The 25,995-nt window shown below is 53.3% G+C and carries 17 protein-coding genes and 1 riboswitch; of the genes, 6 read left to right on the top strand and 11 right to left on the bottom strand.

Annotation, left to right across the window (positions count from 1 at the left end; all coding sequences use genetic code 11):
- Nucleotides 1-14: 14 nt before the first annotated feature.
- Nucleotides 15-872 (bottom strand): LysR family transcriptional regulator, encoded by an 858-nt coding sequence (locus tag TH3_RS08305; RefSeq protein ID WP_007090052.1) that lies wholly within the window; start codon nt 870-872, stop codon nt 15-17.
- A gap of 98 nt (nt 873-970) precedes the next feature.
- Here TH3_RS08305 and TH3_RS08300 point away from each other — a divergent pair, with 98 nt between their 5' ends.
- On the top strand, nt 971-1,954 hold the full coding sequence (locus tag TH3_RS08300; protein WP_007090053.1) for a quinone oxidoreductase family protein: 984 nt from the start codon (nt 971-973) through the stop codon (nt 1,952-1,954).
- A gap of 1,032 nt (nt 1,955-2,986) precedes the next feature.
- On the opposite strand, the gene TH3_RS22830 is transcribed toward TH3_RS08300, so the two are convergent.
- From TH3_RS22830 to TH3_RS22355, 9 genes are all read right to left on the bottom strand, one after another.
- Nucleotides 2,987-3,451 (bottom strand): hypothetical protein, encoded by a 465-nt coding sequence (locus TH3_RS22830; protein WP_139328166.1) that lies wholly within the window; start codon nt 3,449-3,451, stop codon nt 2,987-2,989.
- Nucleotides 3,452-3,980: 529 nt separating this feature from the next.
- Nucleotides 3,981-4,148, bottom strand: coding sequence for a hypothetical protein (locus tag TH3_RS23055; protein ID WP_167710561.1), 168 nt, complete (start codon nt 4,146-4,148; stop codon nt 3,981-3,983).
- A 144-nt stretch (nt 4,149-4,292) separates the two neighbouring features.
- Nucleotides 4,293-4,892 (bottom strand): DUF6990 domain-containing protein, encoded by a 600-nt coding sequence (locus TH3_RS08290; protein WP_007090055.1) that lies wholly within the window; start codon nt 4,890-4,892, stop codon nt 4,293-4,295.
- Entirely contained in the window at nt 4,889-5,977 is a 1,089-nt protein-coding gene (locus TH3_RS08285) for a hypothetical protein (protein ID WP_040059762.1), read from the bottom strand. Before TH3_RS08285 ends, TH3_RS08290 begins: the two co-directional genes overlap by 4 nt.
- Nucleotides 5,978-6,909: 932 nt before the next feature.
- Entirely contained in the window at nt 6,910-7,317 is a 408-nt protein-coding gene (locus TH3_RS08275) for a hypothetical protein (protein WP_007092564.1), read from the bottom strand.
- Nucleotides 7,314-9,896, bottom strand: a complete 2,583-nt coding sequence (locus TH3_RS08270) for a DUF637 domain-containing protein (protein ID WP_267958674.1) — start codon at nt 9,894-9,896, stop codon at nt 7,314-7,316. The genes TH3_RS08275 and TH3_RS08270 overlap by 4 nt, the downstream gene beginning before the upstream one ends.
- A gap of 391 nt (nt 9,897-10,287) precedes the next feature.
- Nucleotides 10,288-10,533 carry a hypothetical protein gene (locus TH3_RS08265; RefSeq protein WP_007091585.1) on the bottom strand — a complete coding sequence of 82 codons (246 nt, stop codon included), beginning with the start codon at nt 10,531-10,533 and terminating at the stop codon, nt 10,288-10,290.
- Nucleotides 10,534-10,544: 11 nt separating this feature from the next.
- Nucleotides 10,545-17,084, bottom strand: coding sequence for a two-partner secretion domain-containing protein (locus tag TH3_RS08260; RefSeq protein WP_040059758.1), 6,540 nt, complete (start codon nt 17,082-17,084; stop codon nt 10,545-10,547).
- Between the two features lie 22 nt (nt 17,085-17,106).
- The gene (locus TH3_RS22355) at nt 17,107-18,771 is read right to left on the bottom strand and encodes a ShlB/FhaC/HecB family hemolysin secretion/activation protein (RefSeq protein ID WP_167710560.1); all 1,665 of its coding nucleotides are present in this window, start codon (nt 18,769-18,771) and stop codon (nt 17,107-17,109) included.
- A gap of 426 nt (nt 18,772-19,197) precedes the next feature.
- A riboswitch (TPP riboswitch) is annotated at nt 19,198-19,309 on the top strand.
- Between TH3_RS22355 and TH3_RS08250 the strand changes: the two genes are divergently transcribed.
- The 4 genes from TH3_RS08250 to TH3_RS08235 all read left to right on the top strand — a co-directional run bounded on the left by TH3_RS08250 (nt 19,300) and on the right by TH3_RS08235 (nt 23,116).
- On the top strand, nt 19,300-20,124 hold the full coding sequence (locus TH3_RS08250; protein WP_007091589.1) for an ABC transporter ATP-binding protein: 825 nt from the start codon (nt 19,300-19,302) through the stop codon (nt 20,122-20,124). Its footprint overlaps the riboswitch before it by 10 nt.
- Entirely contained in the window at nt 20,121-20,918 is a 798-nt protein-coding gene (locus tag TH3_RS08245; RefSeq protein WP_007091590.1) for an ABC transporter permease, read from the top strand. Before TH3_RS08250 ends, TH3_RS08245 begins: the two co-directional genes overlap by 4 nt.
- A 65-nt stretch (nt 20,919-20,983) precedes the next feature.
- Nucleotides 20,984-21,937, top strand: coding sequence for an ABC transporter substrate-binding protein (locus TH3_RS08240; protein ID WP_007091591.1), 954 nt, complete (start codon nt 20,984-20,986; stop codon nt 21,935-21,937).
- Between the two features lie 135 nt (nt 21,938-22,072).
- Nucleotides 22,073-23,116, top strand: coding sequence for an MBL fold metallo-hydrolase (locus tag TH3_RS08235; protein ID WP_007091592.1), 1,044 nt, complete (start codon nt 22,073-22,075; stop codon nt 23,114-23,116).
- A 286-nt stretch (nt 23,117-23,402) separates the two neighbouring features.
- On the opposite strand, the gene TH3_RS08230 is transcribed toward TH3_RS08235, so the two are convergent.
- The gene (locus TH3_RS08230) at nt 23,403-24,725 is read right to left on the bottom strand and encodes an NAD(P)/FAD-dependent oxidoreductase (protein ID WP_007091593.1); all 1,323 of its coding nucleotides are present in this window, start codon (nt 24,723-24,725) and stop codon (nt 23,403-23,405) included.
- Nucleotides 24,726-24,794: 69 nt separating this feature from the next.
- Here TH3_RS08230 and TH3_RS08225 point away from each other — a divergent pair, with 69 nt between their 5' ends.
- Nucleotides 24,795-25,976 carry a trans-sulfuration enzyme family protein gene (locus tag TH3_RS08225; protein WP_007091594.1) on the top strand — a complete coding sequence of 394 codons (1,182 nt, stop codon included), beginning with the start codon at nt 24,795-24,797 and terminating at the stop codon, nt 25,974-25,976.
- Nucleotides 25,977-25,995: the final 19 nt, after the last annotated feature.

Raw genomic sequence — 25,995 nt, 5'->3', positions numbered from 1 at the left:
AATATATCAATTACTCAGACGATCTGGGTTTTCAGCACGGCAACAGTCTTGATCAGGAAATCCATCACAGTTCGGATGCGTGGTGCATGACGCAGATCCTCATGCACCAGCATCCAGACCTCGCGCGGTGGAAAACTTTCATGAGGATAAAGGCGGGCCAGCCTTGGATCGGCATCCCCGACAAAGTGCGGTAAAATCGCAACTCCCAACCCCGAGCCAGCCGCCGCAGCCTGTATGCTGGTATCATTGCTACGCAGCACGACCTTGCGCCCATGCAACCGCTCCTCGATCCAGCGATGTTGCGGGATACTAGCCGTCGTTTCATCCCAACTGATAAAGTCCCAGACATGCTCGGGCTTGTCATAATCAGGTGCGCTGTAAAAACCGAACGGCATATCCGTCAACTTGCGCACTGTGACCGCCGATTTTTCCGGGCGCGACAGGCGCAACGCAATATCGGCCTGCCGCCGGTTCAGGTCTGTTGATCGGGTTTCCCCCTGCAAAACAAGATCGATCTCAGGATGCTGTTCTCGCAATTCCCGGACTTTTGGCCCGATAATATGACTGGCCAGTGCCGGTGGTGCGCTCACACAAACAGTTCCTGAAACATGGTCGGCGGATCCCGCCGCAACACGTTCAACCGCCTGCATTGCCAGAACCGCCTGACGCCCCTGTTCGGCAACCAGTTTGCCATCAACCGTCAACATCACCGACTTCGGCAAACGATCAATCAACCGGACCCCGAATGTGGTTTCAAGCGCATTGACCCGACGCGCAACCGTGCTGTGATCCACACCCAGTTCCCGTGCCGCTGCCGAAAAACTGCCCGTATCAGCCAAAGCCAGAAAGTATCGGTAGTCTTCCCAATTCATTTGCGCATTTTTCCCCATTAACTACGCAAATATAGGGAATTTCCCCCAAGAAAAACAACGGATATTCCTGATATCACATCGAATGTCAGGAGTATTTCATGACCAGAATCATCGAACTCAGCCAAATCGGCGGCCCGGAATGCCTTCAGGAACGCGCAATCAATTTACCCGCACCAGCCGTGGGTGAAGTCCGGATTGACCAAAACCGGATCGGGGTTAATTTTGTCGATATCTATCATCGCGTCGGCCTGTATCCGCTGCAAGAAAAGCCCGCGATTATCGGGGTTGAAGCTGTCGGAACCGTTACGGGAACAGGTCCTGACGTGACCGGCTTTGCCATCGGCAACAAGGTTGCCTATGCCGGTTTTCCGGCCGGAAGCTATGCCTCAGAACGCAACATTTCGGCAAGCCAGCTGATCAAAATCCCCGATGATATTCACCCCGATCAGATCGCCGGTTCCTTCCTGCGCGGCATGACTGCCTACCTTTTATTAGAACAAATTGGCCGCGTCTCACCGGGTCAAACCGTTCTGATACACGCAGCAGCAGGTGGTCTGGGCCAGATACTGGTCCGCTGGGCCAAGCATTTAGGGGCGACAACCATCGGCACAATCGGCTCCTCAGACAAGGCACTGGCAGCAAAAGCGCAGGGGCTTGATCACGCGATCTTGTATCGCGAACAGGATTTTGAAACCGCCATCATGGACCTGACATCAGGACGGGGTGTTGATTACGCGATTGACGGGATCGGCGGCGATAATCTGACCAAATCCCTAAACGCGACCAGGCCGTTCGGAATTACCGCAACAATTGGTCAGGTTGCCGGAGACATACCGCCTCTTGACCTGCGGCATCTGACCAACCGGTTTCTTGCACGGCCCAGTATCCTTACGTATGTCACGGATACAGAAAACTATCACCGGGCCGCACACGCGTGGTTCAATATTTTGCGTCAGTATGAGTTCCCGGCCGCGACCGAATATCCCCTTTCCGAGGCCACACGCGCACATACCGACCTTGAAGCGGGCCGAACAAGCGGAGCAATCACGCTGGTAACACAAGCCGATTGCACACCCAACTGATCAATTGCGGCCCTGCACAGGTCAACAGGTATCGACAAATCAATTGGTTGATGCAAGCCCATACTGCAGGGCCGCCGTGATACACGCAACCCAACCGCCCCCAGACCATCGCCCACAAAAACAGAAAATGACATCGCCCAGCATATCGAAACCACAAGCCGGCGCAAAGCAAGGCGCATTTGCTTCCCGGCGGTGATCGATGGCGTAGCACATGGACGGGATCACCCGGCGGGCTAGCTTCGAACGGTCGATCCGATCACTTCCGGCCATGGCGGCACTTCCGCCCCCCCCCATGAACCCCGGACAAACTTCGGGCGTCTGCCATCCTCGCCAACAGACGGCCTTCGGGCTAACCGCCCCCACCTGTCTCCCACCATCGACGGCCACTGACCGCCCACGGCATCGCTGCCCGCTCCGGCCCCTTTCGGCAATGGCATGACCTCCGAAGGCCGGACATACCTCGGGCGTCCAGCAACCTCGCCGAAGGACCATCATCGGGCTCCCTGCCGCCTCGATCACCGTCCGGCCCCGGCAGCAACGCGCCACCCCGGCGTCCAGACACATCTCGGGCCGCCGCAATCTTCATCAGCAGACGGTTTTCGGGCGCACTGCCCCCAACCTGTCCACCACCGACGGGCCACAATCTGATGCCCCCACTTCTGCCATTGCTGCCGCTTCCGGCAAATTCGGGGTCCTCTCCCCGACAAGACGCACCTCTCCCATCATGACAAATAAGCGTATTAGAACAGGCGCGGAATGCCGCCGTAATGGCTCCGCCATCCCCCGACCCATATCCTGCGGACTACTCCGCTGCCCTGCCTCAATCCTTGCCGCTGCATCCTGATCCCCTCTTTGATCCGGCCCCAAACGCAAAAACCCGCAGAGCCTACAAGGCTTTGCGGGTTTTGGTCCGGGTACATTTCTCCCGTTGACTTTATCTTTATGTCACAACTAAAAGAACAAATCAAGAACTTTTTTAGGAAATATGAAACCCGCACACGGATCCAAAGGGGACAAGGGACAGCAGAAAACTCAAACAACAAGACGTTCTTTAATAGCCATAATGCGTTTTTCCCAACTCTTTGTGCGCAATTGATCCATACTTTCAGCGAACACAGCTTCTTTCCCGGAAAAACAAAATGCGAATACATTTCGCGAAAAATACTCACTGAACAACAGATTGAAATCAAATCCTTGATCAAAGGTCATCCAACTGAACCGTGATCCTAAAGCACAAAATTCATCAAATATGGAACAAGCAAAATCTCTCCAGTTTTGAGGAAAAACATGTAGTTCAATGTCAAAAACGTAACACTCATATTTAGCAGCTCCACTAGGGTGTTCCAGGTGAAATGGCATAGATGAACGCTGCAGTTGATACCCCGGCACTTTCAAAGGTTCTTCAGGAGCTATTTCATGAGGAAACATGCCATAAATCGGAATTTGATAGGCTTCCTCGTATGCATAATATGCACTTTCTATGCTCTCTCTGATCATTGTATCCCCCAATTAATTTCTTGCTGTGAAGATGGCCTGAAAGCAGAAATCACTTTCCCTTGGCATGGTCCCTCTTTCGCCACGAATACTACAATTTTTTCGCCATTTACTACACCGACAAAGCCTTTTGTCCGGGTGCCGTTATTTGAAGGACCAAGTAAATGGTCGAAAGTTTTCTAGGGAGTAGTCAAGATACCTCGAGTTAAATCTTGAAAAGCTTCGACTCTTGCGGACAAAGAACCTGTACTTGGAATCAAGCCTTCATTTTGCAAATGCCGGATTGCGTGCCCGCCACCGCCCCTCATCCCATCAAATGCGGTATCAACTGTATCAGATGTAAGACCGATTGGAGCAGTTGGAATATCCGCCTTCCACTTGGTCAACCCCTTACTAGCCAGCAAGAGTTCAGCGCTCATCGTCGTACCGTTAATCGCGGTAAGGAGCTGGGTTTGCAGTTTTCCGGCAATCTGCCCAGCAGCGTTATAATCTCCAGATTCGAAAGCAGCCTGTGCTTCGTTTAGAGTGGAGGTCAGGCTTTCTTCTTGCCAAAGAACCCGCCACCGCCCGAACTGGATTTGTTGGAGTAGCTTGAATTTTCAGCACCCGCCACAATCGACAGGTCGTTAACCGCCATGACATCAAGCTTACCATCGGCAGAGACAATAGATGCCTTGATCCCGACATTGGTGCCGGTCATGGCAATATTGACACCGGCACTGAGCCGAGGTCAGGGGACGATTTAAAGGTGCCTAAAAATAAATCTGTCCCCTTTTTCTGACGAGCAAAGCAACCATTGCGCAGTCACATGCCAGACTATCAACCACCAGAACAGACAGAATGACTATGCGCGCTCAAGAGCTATATCAACAGCTCGATCAATCATCTCAGGCTTGATCATCGGAGTAAAATTCAAACGCCTACCTTTTTGGAAGGCTGCCTGATAATCCATCAAGGTGTTAAAATCCCCAACATAGGCGAGAGCAGCTAAGTACTTTAATTGAGCACCCCCTACATTCGGGATGGAAGCATTGGCGATATTTTGGATAGTTCGGTTAACATCTACAGCTTGGCCCCAGGCTGTGATTTTACAGATAAGTTTTTCTGCATCCGCAGCCGAATATTCTTCTTTGTCAGACACAGATACTAATGCTTCCTGCTCCTGAGGAGCTTCAATAAATGCTCTAAGAGGCAACCAGGTCCGCTGTTTGTTCGGAAAAATTGCCTGCCCAATTTTAGAAAGCTCATCCGAGTGCAAAAACCAGTTCGCCGCGAGATTTTGGCTATCTTTTAAAAAGGTTTCATGAAGGTTTAGAACTAGAAATTCATTTCCCATCCCCTTCGCAAAACACCGCCCGGCGTCAGTCCTATGCTCTTTCCATCCTCCAATTAGTAAAACCTTATAAATGGTATGGAACTTACTGGTTCTTGTATCTTTTTTCATTGGCCCAAACCCGGTGCAGTTATCTGATAAACAGGGATTCCATTGGGGTAGCCTTGCTGGTTCATAGGAATCCCGGCATCAAGCCCATATGCATTTGCAATAGACGGTCCGGGAATCGCATCTCCTGTTCCAATCTGTGGATATACGATCGATTGGTTTGTTGAAGGACCGGCTCCCCCAGTTTTAACCTCAATAACCCCAGTGATTTTGTTGCTACCCGGAGCACTATAAGTGATATCAGGATAGCAGATTGTTGATCCGCAACTACTGTAAAAGCCTCCGGAACTTGTTGTGTATCCTTGTCCTTTGAGTTGCCCAGAAATATCGTTAACATAGTCCTGATGGTGTGCATGCTGCTGTGTGATCGCAACATTAGGACTGCCAGCAGGATTAGAAACCTGCGTTTTTGTACCGCCGTCAAGCGTGTAATATCGCCCGCCACTATCTCGATAAACCTGCTGGCCATTTAGATCTGTTCCAGCCGTTGAGTATGTTCCACCTCGTGGACCAGTTACACTCCCGTCGACATTTCTCGTGTACCCGCTTGGTAGTGTCCTATTTGGCCCACCTATACCACCATTGTTATGGCTTGCAATTTTCCTGAGCAGGTCATCAGCCTTGTCCGTCAGGCCTGCCTTGCGAGCAAGTTCATAGGACTTCTCAAGAATCTTGAGCTTGCCCACAGAAGCATCAATGACCGCATTGAGGCCAGCCTCCAGAAGGGCATCTTCAAACTGCTCGTCGGTCAGTTCGCCATTGGCATAAGCAGTAACCAATTCATATGCGGTTGTCGCATTGTCATAAAGCTCATAAGCCGTCCATGCGATCATTGCCCCCTGAACCAGAAGAATGACAGCAGGAAGGATATTGTCCTCTGCAACACTCTGGCCCGCATCGGCCCCGATATAGACCTCGTTGCCGCTTGTCGCGATCAAGGCTGCCGATGCCGCACCAACCAGACGCCCGACATCAACCCCGTTCTGACGCCACTCAGCAAACATTTCCTGTTGCTCGGCAGTTGGCGGTTGACCGGGTTTGAGTTTTGCAAGCCCTTGTATCTTCTCAAGAGTGCTCTTTTCCGTCATCCACTGATAGAGTTCGGCTGATACCGCACCGCCGACACCGCCTGTCCAACCATCGACGGGCCACTGACCGACTACGGCCTCGCTGCCCGATCCGACCCTTTCGGCAATGGCATGACCACCGACGCCGGGACAAAACTCGGGCCTCCAGCCCCCGCCGCCGACGGAAAATCATCGGGCTCTCTGCCGCCTCGACGCACCTTGGGCCTTCGCCATTTTCAGCAGCAGATGGTCCAGGGGCTCACCGCCCACTTCGATCATCTTCCGGCCACGGCGGCAACCTGTTCCCCCGGCGTCCAGACACACCTCGGACCGCCGCCATTTTCACCCGCAGACGGATTTCGGGCGCACTGCCCCCAACCTGTCCACCACCGACGGGCCACAATCTGATGCCGCCGCTGCTGCCATTGCTGCCGCTTCCGGCAAATCCGGGGTCCGTTCCCCGACAAGACGCACCTCTCCCGTCATGACAAATAAGCGTGTTAAAAGCGTATTAGAGCCAGTGCGGAACGCCGCCGTAATGGCTCCGCCATCCGCCGATCCATCTCCTGCGAACTACCCCGCCGCCCCGCCTCAATCCTTGCCGCTGCATCCTGATCCCCTCTTTGATCTGGTCCCAAACGCAAAAACCCGCGAGGCACAAGGCGCTTCGCGGGTTTCGGTCCGGGTGCATTTCTCCCGTTGACTTTGTCTTTATGCCACAAACAAAAGAACAAATCAAGAACTTTTTTAGGAAATATGAAAACCGCACACGGATCCAAAGGGACAGACTTTTTATACTTTAAGTTGCCCCAACCGGCCAAGATCACCAGATTGTTAAACGCCATGACAGCAAGCTTGCTTTAGGCAATAGGCCTAAAACCCGACATTGATGCCGATTGAAGAGCATTACAGCCTGTGCCCAAATTAAATCTGTCCCCTTTTTCTAAAGACTTTCACGTCTTTCGCACTATCTGAGACATGTCACGCCACTTTATCTCTTTGGGGAACGGTTCAGATTCAAAAAATGCTTTGAAAACCGCCACAACATCTTCAACGAACAACACCTCATCAGGCTCCATCGTCATGTGGCCGCCACCAAACATAAGAGTCTGCTGCCCTTTGAACGGGACCTTTGCCACCTCAAGATGTGCTCGCCAATGCCTATCGCTTGGCTTTTCACGCATTTCCAGTACGCAATTAACTCGACCGCCAGCAACTTGTAAGTAGGATCCATCCGGTTTCGTCAAGCTAGCATAGGATTGTGGCCCATAGCTTTTCAAAGCGCGAAGCGCTTTTTCGACCTTTGAAAACTCGTGAACTTGCGCAGGCTTTTTCTTTTCTACTTCAAGGAGCATTTTCATGGCAGATATATCGTAATGTTTCCGACTACAGTTTCACCAGCCAATTGTCCGACACCGTCAGCACCGAACTGGTTGATGTACATGTCATTGAAGTCTTGCTGAGGCGTTTTAGTTGCCCCGCCACTCTTGTATTCTATTCCCCATAATTCGCCACTGTCCGTACGAACGACTGCATCATAGCGCCGGTTTCCAACAGCTCCCCTGACAGTCAGCTCTTCACCCACTACATCGAATCCGTTGTCACGCAAATACTGGGTATATTCCTGAGCAGATTTCGTTCCCGGAGAAGGTAGCCCTCCCTGACTTGCAAATTTCCCGTCCGGCGTCCTAAAGCTTCCATCGGGGTACTCACGAATTGGAACACCATCTGCCGTATTTGGGGAATTTATACCACCATTCTTATGGTTTGCAATCTGCCGGGCAATGTCGTCAACCTTATCGGTCAACCCAGCCTTGCGGGCGAGCTCATAGGTTTTCTCAAGAATCTTGAGCTTGCCCACCGAAACATCAATGACCGCATTGAGGCCAGCCTCCAGAAGGGCATCTTCAAACTGCTCGTCGGTCAGTTCGCCATTGGCATAAGCAGTGACCAATTCATATGCGGTTGTCGCATTGTCATAAAGCTCATAAGCCGTCCATGCGATCATTGCCCCCTGAACCAGAAGAATGACAGCAGGAAGGATATTGTCCTCTGCAACACTCTGGCCCGCATCGGCCCCGATATAGACCTCGTTGCCGCTTGTCGCGATCAAGGCTGCCGATGCCGCACCAACCAGACGCCCAACATCAACCCCGTTCTGACGCCACTCTGCAAACATGGCATTCATGGTGTCGCGTTGTTCTGGCGTGATTTCGTCGGGTTTCTCCAAGTCAATTCCTGTAAAGTTCTGAATGTCTTGAAGGGTGCTCTCTTCAGTCATCCACTGATAGAGCTCGGCTGATACCGCACCGCCGACACCGCCTGCGGCCCCCGCCGCACAGCCGCCGGACTGCGAAATCTCGCCACGCGCACAGCCCAGTGCCGCATGGGCAACCTTGTGCCAAAGCCAGGTTCCCGGATCGACACTGGTTGTGCCGTCGGCATTGGCCGTCATCATAGAGTTGTATTCGGCACCGATTTCAGCCGCCAGCGACGCGCCTATCGTGCTGGCAGCCGCCAGACGCAGATTACCAATCAGACTGTCGCTAAAGTCTTCGCCGGTAATGGCGCTACCGATCCCACTACGGATAACACCATCAATGCTGTTATCCAGAAGTGTTGTCACAAATTCGGGAGACTTGCCCAAGTCCTCAAATCCGAAAGTATCGAGATTAATGGATTGCGTCGCACCCGCGGTCAGGGCACCTACAACAATGTTGCGCAAAGTATTGCTGGAGAATATTGACTGGAAAGCACCACGCATGTCGCCTGACACAGCACCGTTGGCAACAGAGGTGGTAACAGTGGTTGCAACTCCCGCCAACGCTGCGTTGATCATCGTCATCGCGGTGATCTGGGCAACCGATCCAGCATAGGTGACACCGGCAATCGTTACCGAAGCCGCACCGGCACCACCTGCAGTGGCACCGGTCATTGCCGCAGCCAACCCTGCCGTTGCCCCCGCTGTCAGAATGGCCGTCGCAATCGCGATAAGCGCCATCGCACCGCCGCCAAGGCCGGAGCTTTGGTCGTACCAGGTGCGATAGATTTCCTCCACACCCTGCCAGTCGACATTGTCCATGCCTTGCAGGTCGGCGAGATATTCAAGGCCGGGCGCCTCGGCCAACTGGGCGATGTCGGTGGCAAAATCGCCGGTAGAGCGGTATTCAACCACCACCCCGCCCGGGCTTTCGATGACGAAATCACCGCCCGATTCAAGGATGGCATGACGGACCACTTCCTTTTCGTGGCCATATTCCGTCATCGTCCATTTAAGGGCCCCGCCCTCATATTCCGAAACCGACAGGTAATCGCGTTCCTTGTCGGTCAGAAGCCAGAGCTTGGCATCCGGATCGGCAAACGGGCCTTTACCGACGCTGATCTTAAGGTCGCCCCCCGCCGAAACCCGGCTGGCACGAATGGTGGTGTCCGATCCCGACTGTGTCGTCAGATCAGCAAGCGAAGTGACCTCGGCCCCCTTGATTTCCGTCAGATCACGGATTTCCGTGCGCGAGCTGGATCCCCCGAACATCCCGCCAAAACGCCCGGTTTTCTCGACCTTGTGTTCGCGGTGATGCTGTTCCTGAAGCGATGTAATCGTCAGCCCGCCAAAGGCGGTAATGTCAATGTCGCCACCGCTTTCGACTTCGGAGCCTGCAATGGCGATATTGCCCATGGCATTCAGCGACATGTCATCGCCGCTCGAAAGCACGCTTTCCTGATAGGTCAGGTGACTCTCGTTAAGGCTTTCGGATTTCTTCTTGCCAAAGAAACCACCGCCGCCGGAACTGGATTGATAGGAATAGCTTGAATTTTCCATACCCGCCGTAATCGACAGGTCGTTATAGGCCATGACATCAAGCTTGCCATCGGCGGCAACGGTAGAGGCATCGATCCCGACATTGGTGCCGGCCATGGCGACATTGCCGCCAGCATTTATCGCAGATGTCAGGAGGTCTTCGGAATGTGCCTAAAAATAAATCTGCCCCCTTTTTTCTACACAGCAAACCCCGCACATTCCCGACTTTTATAGTCGGGTGGTTTTCCGTCAGACTTTCGGCTCTCTTCTTACCAAAGAAACCAGCGCCGCCGGAGCTCGACGTGTGTGAATAGCTTAAGTGTTCCATACCTGCTGTAATCGACAGGCCGTTATAGGCCATGACATCAAGCTTGCAATCGGTGGCAAGGTCAAAGCCCCCGCCGCCTTAGTACCTGTCATGACCACGCTACTACCAGCATTGATGCCCGAGGTTAGGGTACGATTTAAAGGTGCCTAGAAATAAATCTGTCACCTTCTTCCTGCATCTTTTGCATCCCATTTTTCGCTCAAATCAATTAACGTCGTATTTTTTTAGAAGTTCTTCAAATGAAAGTCTTCCTAGCTTTAGCTCTTCGAATTCTTCAGCAGTTACCTTATATCGGTCAACACCACCACCATGACGTGCTGCAAGAAACTCGAATATAAATTCTGTACCAAACCTTTCCACCTTCCAACCTGGTCCTTTGACTAAATTATCAGTCACAGTTATTTCGGGCTTTGGAGGATAATACGTTTTACCAAATTCTAATTTCGACATTGAATCCCCTCTTAGAACTGAATTGGTGTAAATGGCACACCGATGAAATCCATCACTGCCTCAGGAACACCATCTGATGTGAACCCACCCGGAACCCATTTGCTATTTGCGCCGCCTTCGTTACCTGATGGTATTCTTAGATTGTTCAGATTTTGTGGCTCAATTGCCAGCGCGACAGTATTTCCGCTAGTTAGCGAACCAGTATCAAGTCCGAGACGGACTTCTACCAAGCTTAGGTCACCTCCTGCTTCTTGAACAAGATTGTCGAATTCTGATTTCGGTATAACGAACCCTCCGCTAGGCGGTCCAGCTGTCCTGTAAGTCGACACATCTTCTGCAGACGCGAACCTAACAGCACCATCGTCAAAGCGTGCCAAATGTGTATCAATCTCTGTCTGCGACATATAGGTTGAAGGATCGGGTCTTTCCCCTTTGGGAGTTGAGACCATCTGGTCGACGAAATCTTCTGTCAGGCCTGTCTTTTTAGAGGCTTGCTCAGTCCAAAGAACGCGCCATTCACCGTCATCCGTAAATCTTAAAAGACTACCATCGGAGGCCCGGAACAGCTCACTACTAGCATTCAAATGAGTAAGGTGTCCAAGTGTCTCATCAATCACGCCAAGAACTTCATCACCTTTTTTCAGCACAACAGAACCAGTTGCAAAAGCGATCCCGCCACTGCCCGCAAGCGGCCCACCGGCAGCAACTTCCGCTCCTGCCTCTACCAAGGTGATGCCAAGTTCATTGAGGCAGGCAAGGTTTGCTGCACAGTTTTTGAGAACCTGAAGCATCTTGGGCCCGGCCGCCATACCGCCACCGACCACAACAGAGAGGACAAGCTTTGCTTTGTCGACAACTTCGAGCTTGTCGTTAACGTTTTCCCAAGCTTCGTAATGGGCTTCCGCACAATCTGCGGAAGCAACTCCGCCACATTTTACGTCTACATAATTCTCGTAATCCTCCCTAAATCGGATATTCTCATTAAGTTGATCAACCGCAGGCTGCAGAACCTCAAAAGAGTAAGTCGCATGCAGAATGTTAAAGACGGTAGGACTCAGGTTTCGCAGTTCAGTTGCTATGTCATCGTGAAACTCAACACGCGGGCTTAGCATCTCCTCGACGCACGCGGTGTCAGCACAGATTGCGACAAGAGCTTTGTCGTTCGCCACAGCCACATTCTGCCACTTATAGGCAATTAACCTCTCTTCTTCTTCGGAACATCCTCCTTCAGATGCCTGACAATTACGTAATTCAGACATCATGTCGTTTAGATTTGCATGGGTCAGATAGTTGTTAATTGCAGCCGATTGAGCAACATGGGCTCCCAATCCAACTTCATTACCATCACCACCAGCGATCAGTGCTGCCACGCCACCGATAAGTTGACTAATTGCTGAAATTTGGTTCGGTTCAAGACCTTCAAACAAACCACTACTCGCGGTGGCAGATGATGCAAGGGCTGCAACTGCACCAGCGGTGAAGTCATTTCCCAGTGCTTCAGACGCAATGCCCCCGGCAACGGCATGAAGCAACATGTTCATGACGGGCAGGTCGTTTGCCCCGACGCCATCGGTAAGGTCACCGATGACAGTTTGAGTGGCGGCCAGCAGCGTATCCGTTGCTGCAAATCGCAAATTTGCAACGACCGCGTCACTGAAGTCGGTTCCACCAATGGTGCTTGAGATGCCGCTCCGAATTACTCCGTCCAGGCTTCGCTCCAACAAAGTTGTCACGAATTCGGAATTTGTGCCGAGGTCCTCAAGCCCGAACGTATCAAGATTGATTGATTGAGTAGCGCCAGCCGTCAATGCACTGACAACAATGCTTCTGAGCGTATCGCTTGAGAAAATCGCCTGAAACGCCCCGCGCATATCACCCGACACCGCACCATTGGCAATCGAGGTCGAGGCGGTGACCGCAACACTCGAAAGTGCTGCATTGATCATGGTCATGGCGGTTAATTGTGCGGCTGTTCCGGCATAAATCGTCTCGCCGATTGTCACGAGTTGCGAGGCGGCGTAGCCTGCCTGTATTGCGGCTTCCGTGGTCGCATACGGAACCAGTTCCACGAGGGCACCAGCAAGCTCCAAAGTCGCCCCATAGGTCAGCACCGCCGTTGCAATCGCAATCAGCGCCATCGCCCCGCTGCCAAGGCCGGAGCTTTGCTCGTACCAGGTGCGATAGATTTCCTCCACACCCTGCCAGTCGACATTGTCCATGCCTTGCAGCTCGGCCAGGTATTCAAGGCCCGGTGCCTCGGCAAGCTGGGCGATATCGTTGGCAAAATCGCCCGTCGAGCGGTATTCGACAACGATGCCACCCGGACTTTCGATGACGAAATCCCCGCCCGATTCAAGGATGGCATGACGGACCACTTCCTTTTCGTGGCCATATTCCGTCATCGTCCATTTAAGGGCCCCGCCCTCATACTCAGACACCGACAGGTAATCGCGGTCCTTGTCGGTCAGAAGCCACAATTTGGCATCCGGATCGGCAAACGGGCCCTTGCCAACGCTGATGTTCAAATCGCCCCCGGCCGAAACCCGGCTGGCACGAATGGTGGTGTCCGATCCTGACTGTGTCGTCAGATCAGCAAGCGAAGTGACCTCGGCCCCCTTGATTTCCGTCAGATCGCGGATTTCCGTGCGCGAACTCGACCCGCCGAACATCCCGCCAAACGGGCCGGATTTTTCCACCTTGTGTTCGCGGTGATGCTGTTCCTGAAGCGAGGTAACTGTCAGGCCCCCAAAGGCAGTGATATCTATATCGCCGCCGCTTTCGACCTCCGATCCGGCAATCGCGATATTACCCATCGCGTTAAGCGACATGTCATCGCCGCTCGACAGCACGCTTTCCTGATAGGTCAGGTGACTCTCGTTAAGGCTTTCGGATTTCTTCTTGCCAAAGAACCCGCCACCGCCCGAACTGGATTTGTAGGAGTAGCTTGAATTTTCAGCACCCGCCACGATCGACAGGTCGTTAAACGCCATGACATCAAGCTTGCCATCGGCGGAAACCGTCGATGCCTCGATCCCGACATTGGTGCCGGTCATGACAATGTTGCCACCAGCAGTGATCTCCGAGGTCACCAGATCTTCGGAATGGGCCTTGGACGATGACTTGCCGCTGGTTTGGGAATAATCATGCACATTACGGGCGGAACCGATCAAAAGATCACCAGAAGCCGAAAGGCTGACATCACCGCCAACTTCGGCCTTGGTGCCAATCACGGCCACATCTTTAGCAGCCTCGATCTTAAGGTTACCGCCAATATCAAGCGCCCCGCCCTGATGGGTAACAGCCGTGCCTTTACCGCTGCCGGTTTTGACGCGCTTGGTTGTGAACGGTTCGCAATCTCCGTCCGAACCACAGCCAGGATTTCGGGTTGTCACATCGGAATAAAATTCGCGGGTGAATTCAGTCCGCTCTTCAATTGTCTCGATCCGGACATCACCGCTAGCACTGTTGATCGTGACATCATTACCGGCCGAAACATCGACAGCAGCAAGACGCACTTCCTGATCACCGGAAAGCGAGATATCGCCACCAGACTTAAGATCGCCGCGTTCAAGATCGATGGTATCGGCAACAATTGTGGTTTCGCTGTCGCTTGTGATCTGGCCACCAGCGATCTGCTTTACCTCTCCCGCGACGATATCAACCTTGTCTGCGGAAATCAGGGCACCGTTGCGCTTGTCAAGAAACGCCGTCACAGAAGACAGGGGCTTTGCGCCATTATCCGTCGAGGACGGAAGAGCAAGAGCAAGCTCAAGCTGCTCGCTGATCAAATCGTTTCGTGCCTGGGCCGCACCATTGCCGCCAAGAACCTGCGCATTGCGAATTTGCTGTGTTGCCCATGCCTGACGTACCGTCGGGTCGTTTGAGGCAAGAACTTCAAATGCCCGTAATTCATTCTGTTCAATCAGCGGTTCGAAATCGAGACGACTGAACAGGTATGGCGAGGACATGAATGCATCGAGCTCGCCAGTTGCGGGGGTCTCAAAATTCTCGTGCGCAACCTCAAGGACCTCTTCCAGCTCCTGCTTGAGATTATCAAGGGTCGATGTTGCTGCGCCGGGTGTCGAGATTTCCGGCGTAGGCGCGATGGTGCTTTTGGAGGGTTTTGGAACTTCCGCGGTCAGGCGATTGCTGGTGCTTTGCAGATGCACACCAATATCAGCCAACAGCTGCGCCGCACTGCGACTGCCGATTGTCATATTGTTCAAGGAATCGGTAACCGAAATATTCAGGTCACCATGGGCCTGTATCACCCCACCGAAAGTATCGGCAAAATCAAGAACCCCTTCATGACAGGTAAAGCATCCGCGTTTGTGCACTTCGTGGCGTGTCTGGCTGGCCCCGAACGAAGTGTTCGTAAGGTTTTCAGCGGTAATATCAAGATTTTCACCCGCCTGAATCGCGCCGTAGATATTGTTAATGTTTTTCGCTTCAAGGCGAATATTTCGCCCGGCCTTCAATTCAGCCAGAACACCATCATCGTTCAGCGTGTCCTGGGTAATCGTGACCAAGATGGTATAATTTTCGCCCGATCCCGAACGGATCGATTTCCAGAGATTGCTGATTTCCGGCAGGATGGCCCCGTCCTTCACATAAGACGGGTTCAGGGCCGCAAGTGTTTCGGCACTGATAGCCTGCCCAGACGACAGGCTTTCCCAAAGGGCCAGATATTGCGGAAGATATTCCGCCTTGATGGAACCAGGCTCAGGCCCCTCTGATGCCGGCTCCGGTGAAGGCGTTGCTTCCGGTGCGCCTTCCCCGCCTTCGGGAGAAGAAGGTTCTTCTGGCGCAACAACGGGTTCTGGCACACGCGCAGAGTCCGCCATCATGTCGCGCATGAATTCTACAATCGAAGGAACGCCTGCTTCGGATGCTTTACTGCTCAGACGACCGAAATAAGTAACCCAAGACGAGCCAAGCGTATTTCCACCACTTCCGATTGCCGATGATTGCAGCAGGGCCAGAATTTCCGGCTCAAGCTGCGTTGCATTTGTCAGGTCTCCAGAAAACAGCTGCTCCCAAAGTAAAGCATAGTCTTCTGTGTATTCCGTTTTCAGAGAACCATCTGCATTAAAGAACGTCGCAGAAACCAATCGACTGCGAATATCGCCATTTGGATTAACCGGCCCCGGCGTTTCGTAAAACTGATAGATATTCTCTTTGATATTGGCTGTCGGTGCAGTGCCTTGGTTGACAATATTCTCAGCCTTGATTTCAAGGTCACCGCTATAGGCTTCAATACGCCCGTTCCGGTTCAGAACATAATTGGCCCGACCATCATCTGCGGCGGCATATCCAATCTGGACATTATCATTGGCCCAAAGAATGCCGCCTTCATTCCTTACATCCGGCGCATCAATAGCGAGGTCACCATATGCGGCCACAACACCGCTGTTTTGTATGTTCTGACCGGCTGTAAGAGCTGTATCCCCGCTTGAACGGATCATGCCGGTGCTGCCAGATGCTATCGTCTCTTGGGCTGTCAGGCTTACATTGGCGTCCGAGTTCAGCTGTCCGCTGTTTTCAATATTTTTTGCCGACACAGAAAGTTCTTTGGCACTTTTCAGACTTCCCGCATTTTCAAAGTCGTCCGTCGTATTGATGGTCGTCGCCTCTCCGGACGAAACGACAGCCGATCCGCCAAGACTGATCTTGCCATTGGCATCAAGAGCAAGATTTCCCGCCGACGCGACAGCACCATTCATATTCACGCCAACCCCGTCATCCGTCGCGATGAGGTGAATATAATCAGCGTACATTCCGCCAAGTGCGGCAACGTCTATGGCAACTTCCGGAACGGCACCGCTTCCGGAAATCTCGCCGGTGCTCAAAGACGCGTAATCAACCGCATTGCTGCCCGCAATGACGTTAAGTTGTTTCGCCCTGACTTTGGCAGCGTCGCGAATGGCGATGGTTCGGGCAATCAGGTCAATCTGGTCGTTTGCCTGGTTGCCGCTAATGGCATCCAGCCCATTTCCGTTAATCAGAATATCGCCACGCGTAACGTCAAAACCCGCCAGATCACCAGAAGCATTGATATTTGCTTGCCCGGTGGAAAGGGTTGCCCTGCTCGTGTTGATGAAACCGCAACCATTACAGGTAATCCCATTTTCGTTCACGATAACGACCTGGGCTTTCTTGCCTGCAACCTCAAGCAGACCATTCATCTGAGAGCGGGAACCACCGATGATCTGGTGAAGGATCGTCGATGCTTCCTGTCCGGCGCGAAGGTTGGGGTTACCCTCGATATAACCCTTTTCAAGCTGCGAATAGGCAATCGTTGCCGAATTGTTATCGATTGCGCCCTGATTGGGGATATTAAAGCTGCTGTGAATGTTGTTCGACAGCCCTTTGGAGTTGGGCGTGTTGATATTGTAAATCGTAAGCCCGTTTCTCGACTGATCAACAGAAGAGCGGTCTGTATTTGCTGCTTGCTGGGCTCCTGCCACTACAGGAGAAAGCGTATAAAGCACTGCGGCAAGCAGTGCTGCGCTTTTCTGAATACCAGGAAACAATTTGCCAAGATAATCCATGACTTAATCCCCAACTCCGCAGCTAAAACGACAGAGACGCTTGCGCGTATTTGATTATTCCGGAATCCGTAAAGGCCTCGGGTCTGCGAAGAGCCCGGGCAACGACCAGATCAAGATTGAAAGCACCCAAAAAGTTGACCCGCAGCCCAAGTGACGTCCCGACAAGCAAGGGGGCGTCATAGGTTTCGCGATCATCTTTGCTTAGTTCGACATAACCGGCGTCCAGTCCCCAGACGACGTCGGCACTCGCGTCATTGTCTTGAAAAATGCGATAGCTGAGATCGTTGCGTGTCGATATTCCGGACCTTCCGGACAAACTGTCTTCTCTGAAACCGCGGATGCTGAAATACCCGCCACCAATTGCAAACTTGTCAGAACTCGCGAGATTATCTTCAGAGTATTGAGCATTGATTTGGTGACCAAGACGCACCTGTCCCTCTGCAAAACTGGCTTGAAGCGCAGAACTTGCAGTGAACAACAGGGGTTCAGGATCGATATCCGGATCAAGTGGCGGCTCTGCACCAAGCGCATCCAATCCGCGGATCGCGTTAACAGACCAATCGTGATAGCCATTTTCGAAATTCAGGCGCCCGCTTAGTCCAAATTTTGACTTGGTTGCGAAACGCCTCTGAACAACGACTTCAAAATCATCAAGGAAATTTCTGGATCGCGAAGTTTCAAGCCCGGCAACGGCATAAAATTTGGCGTTTTCTCCGCGCCAAATTAAGCGTTGAATATCCGTCGAAACCCAATGGCTTCGACCATAAACCGGCAGATTCTGATTGATGGCGGGCAGGATAAAACCGTATTCGCTGTATCCTGCTCCAACATTGAAACTCCAGTTTCCAAAAGGAACAAAATAGCTGCCGTTTGTACTTCTGGAATAGGTATCGCTGGACGTGAGCCCTTTAACAGTAGAGGACGCGCTTATCTGGATCGTGTCATTCAGGTTAAGAAGGTTGTCGTAATAAAGACTTCCCCCGGTTTTCTGGCGCCCTGTGTTTTTATAGCCGAAATTATTAAAAGTGATATTTCCGCCAAAGGGCAGTTCATTTGCCGCCGACAGACGAATTATCGAAGTACCCTGCTGCGCGCCCGGATATAGCTTGAACTGCCCTGATTGAGATCGCGGTGAATTAAAGTTTTCTAATGCCTGCTCAATATCCCGGAGATTAACGATATCCCCCTCCTTGAGCGGGAATGCCGAATAAATCCGAGAGTCGGCGGGCTCTCCGCCTTCATAATCAAATCCTTCAACTCTACCGGGAATTATTAGTATCTTCAGAATGCCGGTTGAAAGATCCTGCTCTGGCAAATAAACACGTGTCGTTATATATCCGCGATCCGCATAAAATGCGTTCATCTCGTTCAGATAATCGTTCAGATCATTCAATCGAATACATTCGCCGTTCAGGCGGTCGAAAGTATCCGGCACAAGATCCAAACCCTCCAGCCCTTCTATTTCCGTAGTCTCGATAGGGAAACACGGCCCTACAGGCTGCCCCTCATCTTTGGATTTGGGTACAGGTGCATCCAACCTGATATCGGGCCTGCTTTGTGGCTGCGTATTGAAATCCCAATCGCGCTGCTGCTGACGGATTTGCTCTTGCTCTATTGATTTTTGGACGGCTTCAGGCACCTGTTGCGCATAAGACTTATCCGCATAGAAAGCCAGCAATCCGCACATCACTAAGGCACACCGGATACGCATCAGCTTTTCCGGACTTCTGCATAGCGCACAGCCGCACAAGCATGTTCTTCGCAGTTCGGCGCACCGAAAAGATCAGCGCCCGACGCAAATATTCCTAAAAACTCATTTACAACAAAGTTCAATGAAACCATATCAAAGCACGACGCCAATGAATCCCACCAACATTCATTTGCTTTGATTACAGTCATTAATCCTTTTAATGAGTGACAACCGTCACACATTAGAACACATACTTTAAAAAAATTTCTTATTACTTATACTCTGAAATATTAACCTCCACTTTTGAGCACCATGGCATAGGATAGCCCTATAAACTTTGGTATATATTTCGCTTGTCCCATTACGCGGATATCAACATTCAACAACGATACTTGACGTCCCGCCATGATCTGCGCATAGTCCCGTCATCTCCAGGGGGGCCGATCGTGAATCGGCTGAGAGGTTCGGTGTTGCCGGACGACCCTTTGAACCTGAACCGGTTAAGACCGGCGTAGGAAGGATCGCATGCGCAAGACAGAATCAGTGCCGAAACCGGCAACCTCCCCAAATTCCCCCGTTATGCCGGGCAACACAACGCCGTTTGATGTTCATCTGCGCGGTGGTCGCGTGGCCTTTAACGGCGACGATATTTTCCATGATCTTGATCTGAGTTTACCTGCCAACAGCATCACCTGTTTGCTGGGCCCATCTGGTGTCGGCAAAAGTACGCTGTTGCGCTATCTCGCCGGGCTGGTTGATGGCGAGGTGGGCGGGGATATTGCCTGCTCGGATGGCAAGCCGCTTTTCGGCCGGGTTGCCTATATGGCGCAGCAGGATTTGCTTCTGCCGTGGCGGAGTGTCCGGGAAAATGTGGTGCTGGGGGCGGTGCTGCGCAATCAACGCCCCGATCTTGCGCGCGCCGATGCGCTGATTGCCAAGGTCGGGCTATCGGATGCGGTACATTTGCGCCCGGCCGAACTTTCCGGCGGGATGAAACAGCGCGCTGCCCTTGCCCGCACCCTGATGGAAGACCGGCCGGTTGTCCTGATGGATGAACCGTTTTCGGCCCTTGATCCGCTTAACCGCATGCGCCTTCAGGACCTTGCGGCACGGGTATTGCGTGGCAAAACGGTTTTGCTGGTCACCCATGATCCGCTCGAAGCCCTTCGGATTGGCGACCGGGTTCATGTCCTGCGTGGTACCCCCGCGGTCCTGAGTGACGCCATGCTTCCGGCGGGCAGCATCCCGCGCGATGTCACCGATCCGGAAATACTCCGCCATCAGGCCGAACTGCTCCGTCAGCTTGGCGCCACCGCCGAAGAACTCAACCGGGCGGAGGGCACGGCATGACGAAGACATCCCGCACCCCGCTTACCGAATGGCGCCTGCTGAAACTCGCCCGGCCTTTCATCATCATCGCCGCCCTGATCGCGACATGGCAGATTGTTGTGTCTGTGACCGGCGCACCGAAATATATGCTGCCCGCCCCCTATGAAGTCTGGCTGACCCTGATCAAGCGTCATGACGTGTTGCTTGACCATGCCAGATACACGATTGCCGAAACCGTGATCGGGCTTTTTGCCGGGGCGTCATTGGGGGCTTTGGCGGCCCTGCCGATGGCACTTTTTGCACCCGTCCGGTTCTGGCTGATGCCGATCCTGCTGGTGTCGCAGGCGATCCCGTTTTTTGCGCTGGCACCGCTTCTGGTATTATGGCTGGGCTTTGGCCTGGGCTCAAAAATCGCAATGGCGGCCCTGATCATTTTCTTCCCTGTCACCGTCGCGTTTTTTGACGGGTTATCGCGCACCGAACCGGGCTTCCTTGACCTTGCCCGCACCATGGGTGCCAGCCGCTGGCGGTTGCTGACCCATGTGCGCCTGCCCGCCGCACTGCCTTCATTTGCCTCGGGCTTTCGGGTCGCAACTGCGGTTGCCCCCATCGGGGCGGTGATCGGCGAATGGGTCGGATCAAGCCACGGCCTTGGCTATCTGATGCTGCATGCCAATGCACGGGTTCAGATCGACATGGTCTTTGCCTGCCTTCTGATCCTGTGCGCGTTTTCGATCACGCAATATTTCCTTGTCGACCGGGCGTTACGTGCGGCTTTGCCATGGCAGCCCGACAGCCTGAAACCGGCAAAATAAACCGAATTCCCCGCGAAAAATTGCGGGGCAGAACATCAAAAATATATCCGATAGGAGGTTCATCCATGTCACGCCTGAAATCCATGATCACCGCGGCTACGATTGGCGCGGTTGCGATGGGAATGACCAGCCCGGCCTGTGCCGCCGACAAGCTCACCATTCTTCTCGACTGGTTCGTCAATCCCGATCACGCACCGCTGATCGTCGCTAAGGAAAAGGGCTTTTTTGCCAAGCATGATCTGGATGTCGAGCTGATCGAACCGGCCGATCCATCCGCCCCGCCGCGTCTTGTTGCCGCCGGTCAGGGTGACGTTGCCGTGAATTATCAGCCTCAGCTTCACGTACAGGCCGCCGAAGGCCTGCCATTGACCCGGATCGGCACGCTGGTCGCAACCCCGCTTAATAGCCTGATCGTCCTCAAAGACGGGCCGATCAAGGAAATTGCCGACCTTAAGGGCAAGAAAATCGGTTATTCGCTGGCCGGTTTCGAAGATGCGTTACTCGGCACGATGCTCGGCAAATACGGGGTTTCGATTGACGATGTCGAACTGGTGAATGTCAATTTCTCGCTCTCGCCCTCGCTGTATTCCGGGCAGGTCGACGCGATCATTGGCGGCTATCGCAATTTCGAACTCAACCAGATGGAAATCGAAGGCAAACCGGGCAAGGCATTTTATGTCGAGGAAGAAGGCGTTCCGCCCTATGACGAGCTGATCCTGACGGTGCGTAACGACAAAACCGATGATCCGCGCTTTGCCCGCATGCTGGCCGCGCTTGAAGAGGGCGTTCAGTATCTGGTCAATCATCCCGATGACAGCTGGCAGGCCTTTATCGCGGCCTATCCGAACCTGGATGACGAGCTTAACATCAAGGCATGGGCCGATACCCTGCCGCGCTTTGCGCTCCGTCCGGCCGCTATTGACCGCACCCGTTATGCCCGCTTTGCCGATTATCTCAAGGATCAGGGCATTATCGAAACCGTTCCACCGCTTGACAGCTATGTGACCGTAATCGAATAAACCGACTGGAATGCAGGCCGGAACCAAACGCGGTTCCGGCCTTTTCCATTGATCAGCCCGCACTTGCACAATTCCCGATCCGCGACACATTGATAGGATCAAAATAACAATCAGCCGATCAGGGGATTTGACCGCGTGACTGACGAAAAACGCCCAACGCACCACACAGCATTCGGATTTGAAAACCGCTATCCACTGCCGGAAACCGGCAAAAGATCATTCTGGCGCTTCCTGAAGCGGCGTTATTTCGGTGCTGAAAACTGGCCAAAAGCCAAACACCAGCACGGCAAAATCCCGACAGAGGCCCCGGATATGGACGCGATCCACAATCCCGATCCGGCGCGCCTGCAAGTCACATGGATCGGCCATGCGACGGCTCTGGTGCAATATGGCGGGCTCAATATCCTGACCGACCCGGTCTTTGCCAAACGGGCATCGCCGTTCCGTTATGTCGGCCCCAAACGATACAGCCAGCCGGGATTGCGGATCGATCAGTTGCCAGATCTTGATCTGGTGCTGCTGTCGCACAATCATTACGACCATTTCGATATCGAAAGCCTTGGAAAGATTGGCAATACACCGCGCTATATCCTGCCGCTTAAAAACGGAACTCTTCTGGAAAAGGCCGGAATCTCCACCGACCAGTACGAAGAACTCGACTGGGACCAAAGCCTTTCGCATGGCGGCGTTACCATCACCCATGTGCCCAGCAATCACTGGTCGGCGCGCACCACCAAGGACCGTAAGGAAATGCTGTGGGGCGGCTACATCCTTGAATTCGCAGATGGCTATCGTTTCTATTTCGTCGGTGATACCGGCTGGAACGAACGGCTGTTTACCGAAATGGGCGAACAATATGGCGGGATCGATTTCGGCCTGATCCCGATCGGGGCTTACGAGCCCAGCGATTTCATGCGCAACGCCCACACCAACCCCGAAGAAGCCATTCAGATCATGCAGGTAATGGGCATCAAGCAGGCGCTTGCCATTCATTGGGGGACTTTCGTCCTGACCGCAGAACCGGTTGACGAACCGCCGGTGCGATTGGCATCGGCACGCAAGGATGCCGGCATTGGCGCGAATGACTTCATTGCCGCCCCGATTGGGGCAACACGGTTTTTTAACGGCAAAACCAATCATCAGACGAATGATTTACCCGAAACCAAAGCCGCGCAATAGAGCATAACAGATAGGTGAAGACCGGCAACGTGCAGATCGTTGCCGGTCTTCGAAAGCCGAAACCCTGACCGCAATGTTTGGGAGAACTGCGATCATGGTCCCGGCTTTAGGCGATTTGTGCCGCACCGAAAAGAGCCAGACCAACACCGGCAACCGATGCAAATTTCACCATGAGCTTCAAATTAAAAGTTACGTTATAACATAACACTTAATTGCATGACAGATACCCTGCGTCAAGACCGTTTGAAAACGATCCCGACGCCAGATTATTCCTCACACAAAAAGATCAGACCCGCGTGCGCGGTTTGCGGATGGTGCCGTCCTCAAACCGTGAAAGCGCCATCCCGGCAAGCGTAATGGATGGCTGTCCGGTCGTGATCCAGTCCGCCAGCACATTGCCGACAACCGGCCCCATGGCAAATCCGTGGCCGGAAAAACCGGTGGCGACAAAGAAATGTTTTGGATTGTCGAACTGATCGATCACCGGTATGGCATCGGGGGTAACATCGATATCGCCCGCCCATTTATCGGCAATACCGACCTGTTTGATTTGCGGAAAGACCTTTTGCAAATTGGCCATCGCGTTATTCACGCGCACCTCGTAGGGCTGCGCCTGATTTTCCCGCCGCCCGATCAATGGCTGCTTTGATGCCGCCGAACCCGGCAGGCGATCAACAAGGTCATCAACAAACCGCCTGTTCAGATGGAATTTGAAGGTCGCCCAATTAGCAAACAGGCCCGGTGCAAAATCGCGGGCATATTTGAACCGGCCCAATGTCAGATCCAGATCGGTCATGAATTCGTCAGCGATATTCATCGAGCCATCGGCACGTTGACGAAACGCCAGACCGGCGGCCAATGTACCGGCGGCTGAAATTTCCGGCACCGGGGTGGTGCGGATCACCGTGCCGCGCGTGGTTTGCTGCGGCAGGCGACGGCCGAATTTGGCAACGAATTTATGCGTCGCGGCCCCAGCGGCACAGATCACGTATTTGCATTTGATCTCGCCACGTTCGGATATGACCGAACTGATTGCACCGCCACTCGTTTCAATGCCAATGGCGCCGCAACCTTCGGCAATAAAGGCGCCGAGTTCACCGGCACGTTTTGCGATTGCCGGGGCGGCCTTTTTCGGTTCGGCCTGCCCGTCAGACGGGGTATAAATCCCGCCAACGCCGGGGCGCGTGATGCCCGGTGCGATCCTGGCAACCCCCTTGGGATCAAGCACCTGCGTTTCGATATCAAATCCTTTGGCGTCTTCGATCCATTGCTCAAATTCCGCCATTTCGGCATCATCGCGCGCAACGAACATGACCCCGCCCTGCCGCCATTCCAGATCAGCATTCAGTTCCTGTTCAAGCCCCTGCCAGATGCGGTTGCATTCGATCATCAGGGGCAGTTCAACCGGATCGCGGCCCTGCTGACGCACGAACCCCCACGCCCGCCCCGACTGATGCGAGGCAATGGTGTCCTTTTCCAGAAGGACAACCTTCATGCCCGCCTTGGCAAGGTAGTACGCGCTGCTGGCACCATGGATACCGCCGCCGATAACGACAACATCGCATTCTTTGGGAAGGTCGAATTGGGGATCGTTCGTGATATGGGGCATCTGAATCAGTCGTTCTTTTGTTTTCGTTTTGGGATGTGGCGTGTTCCACGTTATGTTGCGCGGCAATAAATGACAACAAAATCAGGTGCCACCATGTCTGCCGATAACAAGAAACAGAACCCCGCAACCATCACGGCTCAGGCCCTGGGCTGGGTCGAGGAAACCACCCGTTCGGTCACCCCGCCGATCTATCCGTCGACCACGTTCGAACGCAATACCGATCTTAGCTATCACGATGGCCGATGCTATACTCGCACCGACAACCCGACCTATGATCAGGCCTGTGCGGTTCTTGACGCGCTCGAAGGTGGCACACAGACGCGGCTTTTCGCATCGGGCATGGCCGCCGCCGTTGCGTTGCTGCATGCGTTATCACCAGGCGATCATGTGGTCGCGCCAAAGGTAATGTATTGGGCACTGCGCAGCTTCATGCTCGATAGCGGTGTGCGCGCCGGTCTGACATTTGATTTTGTCGACAATGGCGACACGGCCCAGTGGGTGAAACATATCCAGCCGGGCAAAACCAGAATGGTCTGGCTGGAAACGCCCGCCAACCCGGACTGGCAGATCACCGATATCGCCGCCGTTGCCGATGCCGCGCACAAGGCCGGGGCGATTGTTGCGGTTGACAATACGGTTGCCACACCGCTTCTGACCCGCCCGATTGAACTGGGTGCAGATATCGTCATGCATTCGGCAACCAAGTATCTTAACGGACATAGTGATGTTCTGGCCGGCACACTTACCACTGCAAACAAGGACAGCGAATTCTGGCAACGCGTTTGCAAACAGCATGCAGGCGGCGGCGGTGTTCTGGGTGTGTTCGAAGCATGGCTGCTTTTGCGTGGTATGCGTACCCTGTCAATCCGGGTCGAACGGGCCAGTGCCAATGCCATGGCAATCGCCCGCCATTTCGAAAACCACCCTGAAATCGCGCAGGTCCAGTATCCCGGCCTTGAAAGCCATATCGGCCATGACATTGCCAAGCGTCAGATGACCGGCGGATTTGGCGGCATGATGTCGATCCGGGTCAAGGGCGGCGGCAAACGGGCCGTGGATTTCCACAATCAGTGCAAACTGTTTAAACGCGCGACGTCACTTGGCGGGGTCGAAAGTCTGATTGAACACAGATCATCGGTCGAAGGCCCAACAAGCCCTGTACCCGATGATCTGTTGCGTTTGTCCGTCGGTATCGAAGATGCCCACGATTTGATCCATGATATTGAAACCGCCCTGAATTTGAGTAAATAAAGTCGGAATGAAAATCGGC

It is taken from the genome of Thalassospira xiamenensis M-5 = DSM 17429, assembly GCF_000300235.2.
Classification (GTDB): Bacteria; Pseudomonadota; Alphaproteobacteria; order Rhodospirillales; family Thalassospiraceae; genus Thalassospira; species Thalassospira xiamenensis.
Note: the sequence above shows the minus strand (reverse complement) of the source record. Positions and strands in the feature narration are given on the sequence as shown.

Coding starts and splice junctions, on each gene's coding strand:
- TH3_RS08285 (WP_040059762.1), bottom strand. CDS start 5,977: ATGACGGAAAAGAGCACTCTTGAGAAGATACAAGGGCTTGCAAAACTC.
- TH3_RS08300 (WP_007090053.1), top strand. CDS start 971: ATGACCAGAATCATCGAACTCAGCCAAATCGGCGGCCCGGAATGCCTT.
- TH3_RS08245 (WP_007091590.1), top strand. CDS start 20,121: ATGACGAAGACATCCCGCACCCCGCTTACCGAATGGCGCCTGCTGAAA.
- TH3_RS08230 (WP_007091593.1), bottom strand. CDS start 24,725: ATGCCCCATATCACGAACGATCCCCAATTCGACCTTCCCAAAGAATGC.
- TH3_RS22355 (WP_167710560.1), bottom strand. CDS start 18,771: ATGTGCGGATTGCTGGCTTTCTATGCGGATAAGTCTTATGCGCAACAG.
- TH3_RS08275 (WP_007092564.1), bottom strand. CDS start 7,317: ATGAAAATGCTCCTTGAAGTAGAAAAGAAAAAGCCTGCGCAAGTTCAC.
- TH3_RS08290 (WP_007090055.1), bottom strand. CDS start 4,892: ATGAAAAAAGATACAAGAACCAGTAAGTTCCATACCATTTATAAGGTT.
- TH3_RS08225 (WP_007091594.1), top strand. CDS start 24,795: ATGACAACAAAATCAGGTGCCACCATGTCTGCCGATAACAAGAAACAG.
- TH3_RS23055 (WP_167710561.1), bottom strand. CDS start 4,148: ATGACCGGCACCAATGTCGGGATCAAGGCATCTATTGTCTCTGCCGAT.
- TH3_RS08260 (WP_040059758.1), bottom strand. CDS start 17,084: ATGGATTATCTTGGCAAATTGTTTCCTGGTATTCAGAAAAGCGCAGCA.
- TH3_RS08305 (WP_007090052.1), bottom strand. CDS start 872: ATGAATTGGGAAGACTACCGATACTTTCTGGCTTTGGCTGATACGGGC.
- TH3_RS08265 (WP_007091585.1), bottom strand. CDS start 10,533: ATGTCGAAATTAGAATTTGGTAAAACGTATTATCCTCCAAAGCCCGAA.
- TH3_RS08240 (WP_007091591.1), top strand. CDS start 20,984: ATGTCACGCCTGAAATCCATGATCACCGCGGCTACGATTGGCGCGGTT.
- TH3_RS08250 (WP_007091589.1), top strand. CDS start 19,300: ATGCGCAAGACAGAATCAGTGCCGAAACCGGCAACCTCCCCAAATTCC.
- TH3_RS22830 (WP_139328166.1), bottom strand. CDS start 3,451: ATGATCAGAGAGAGCATAGAAAGTGCATATTATGCATACGAGGAAGCC.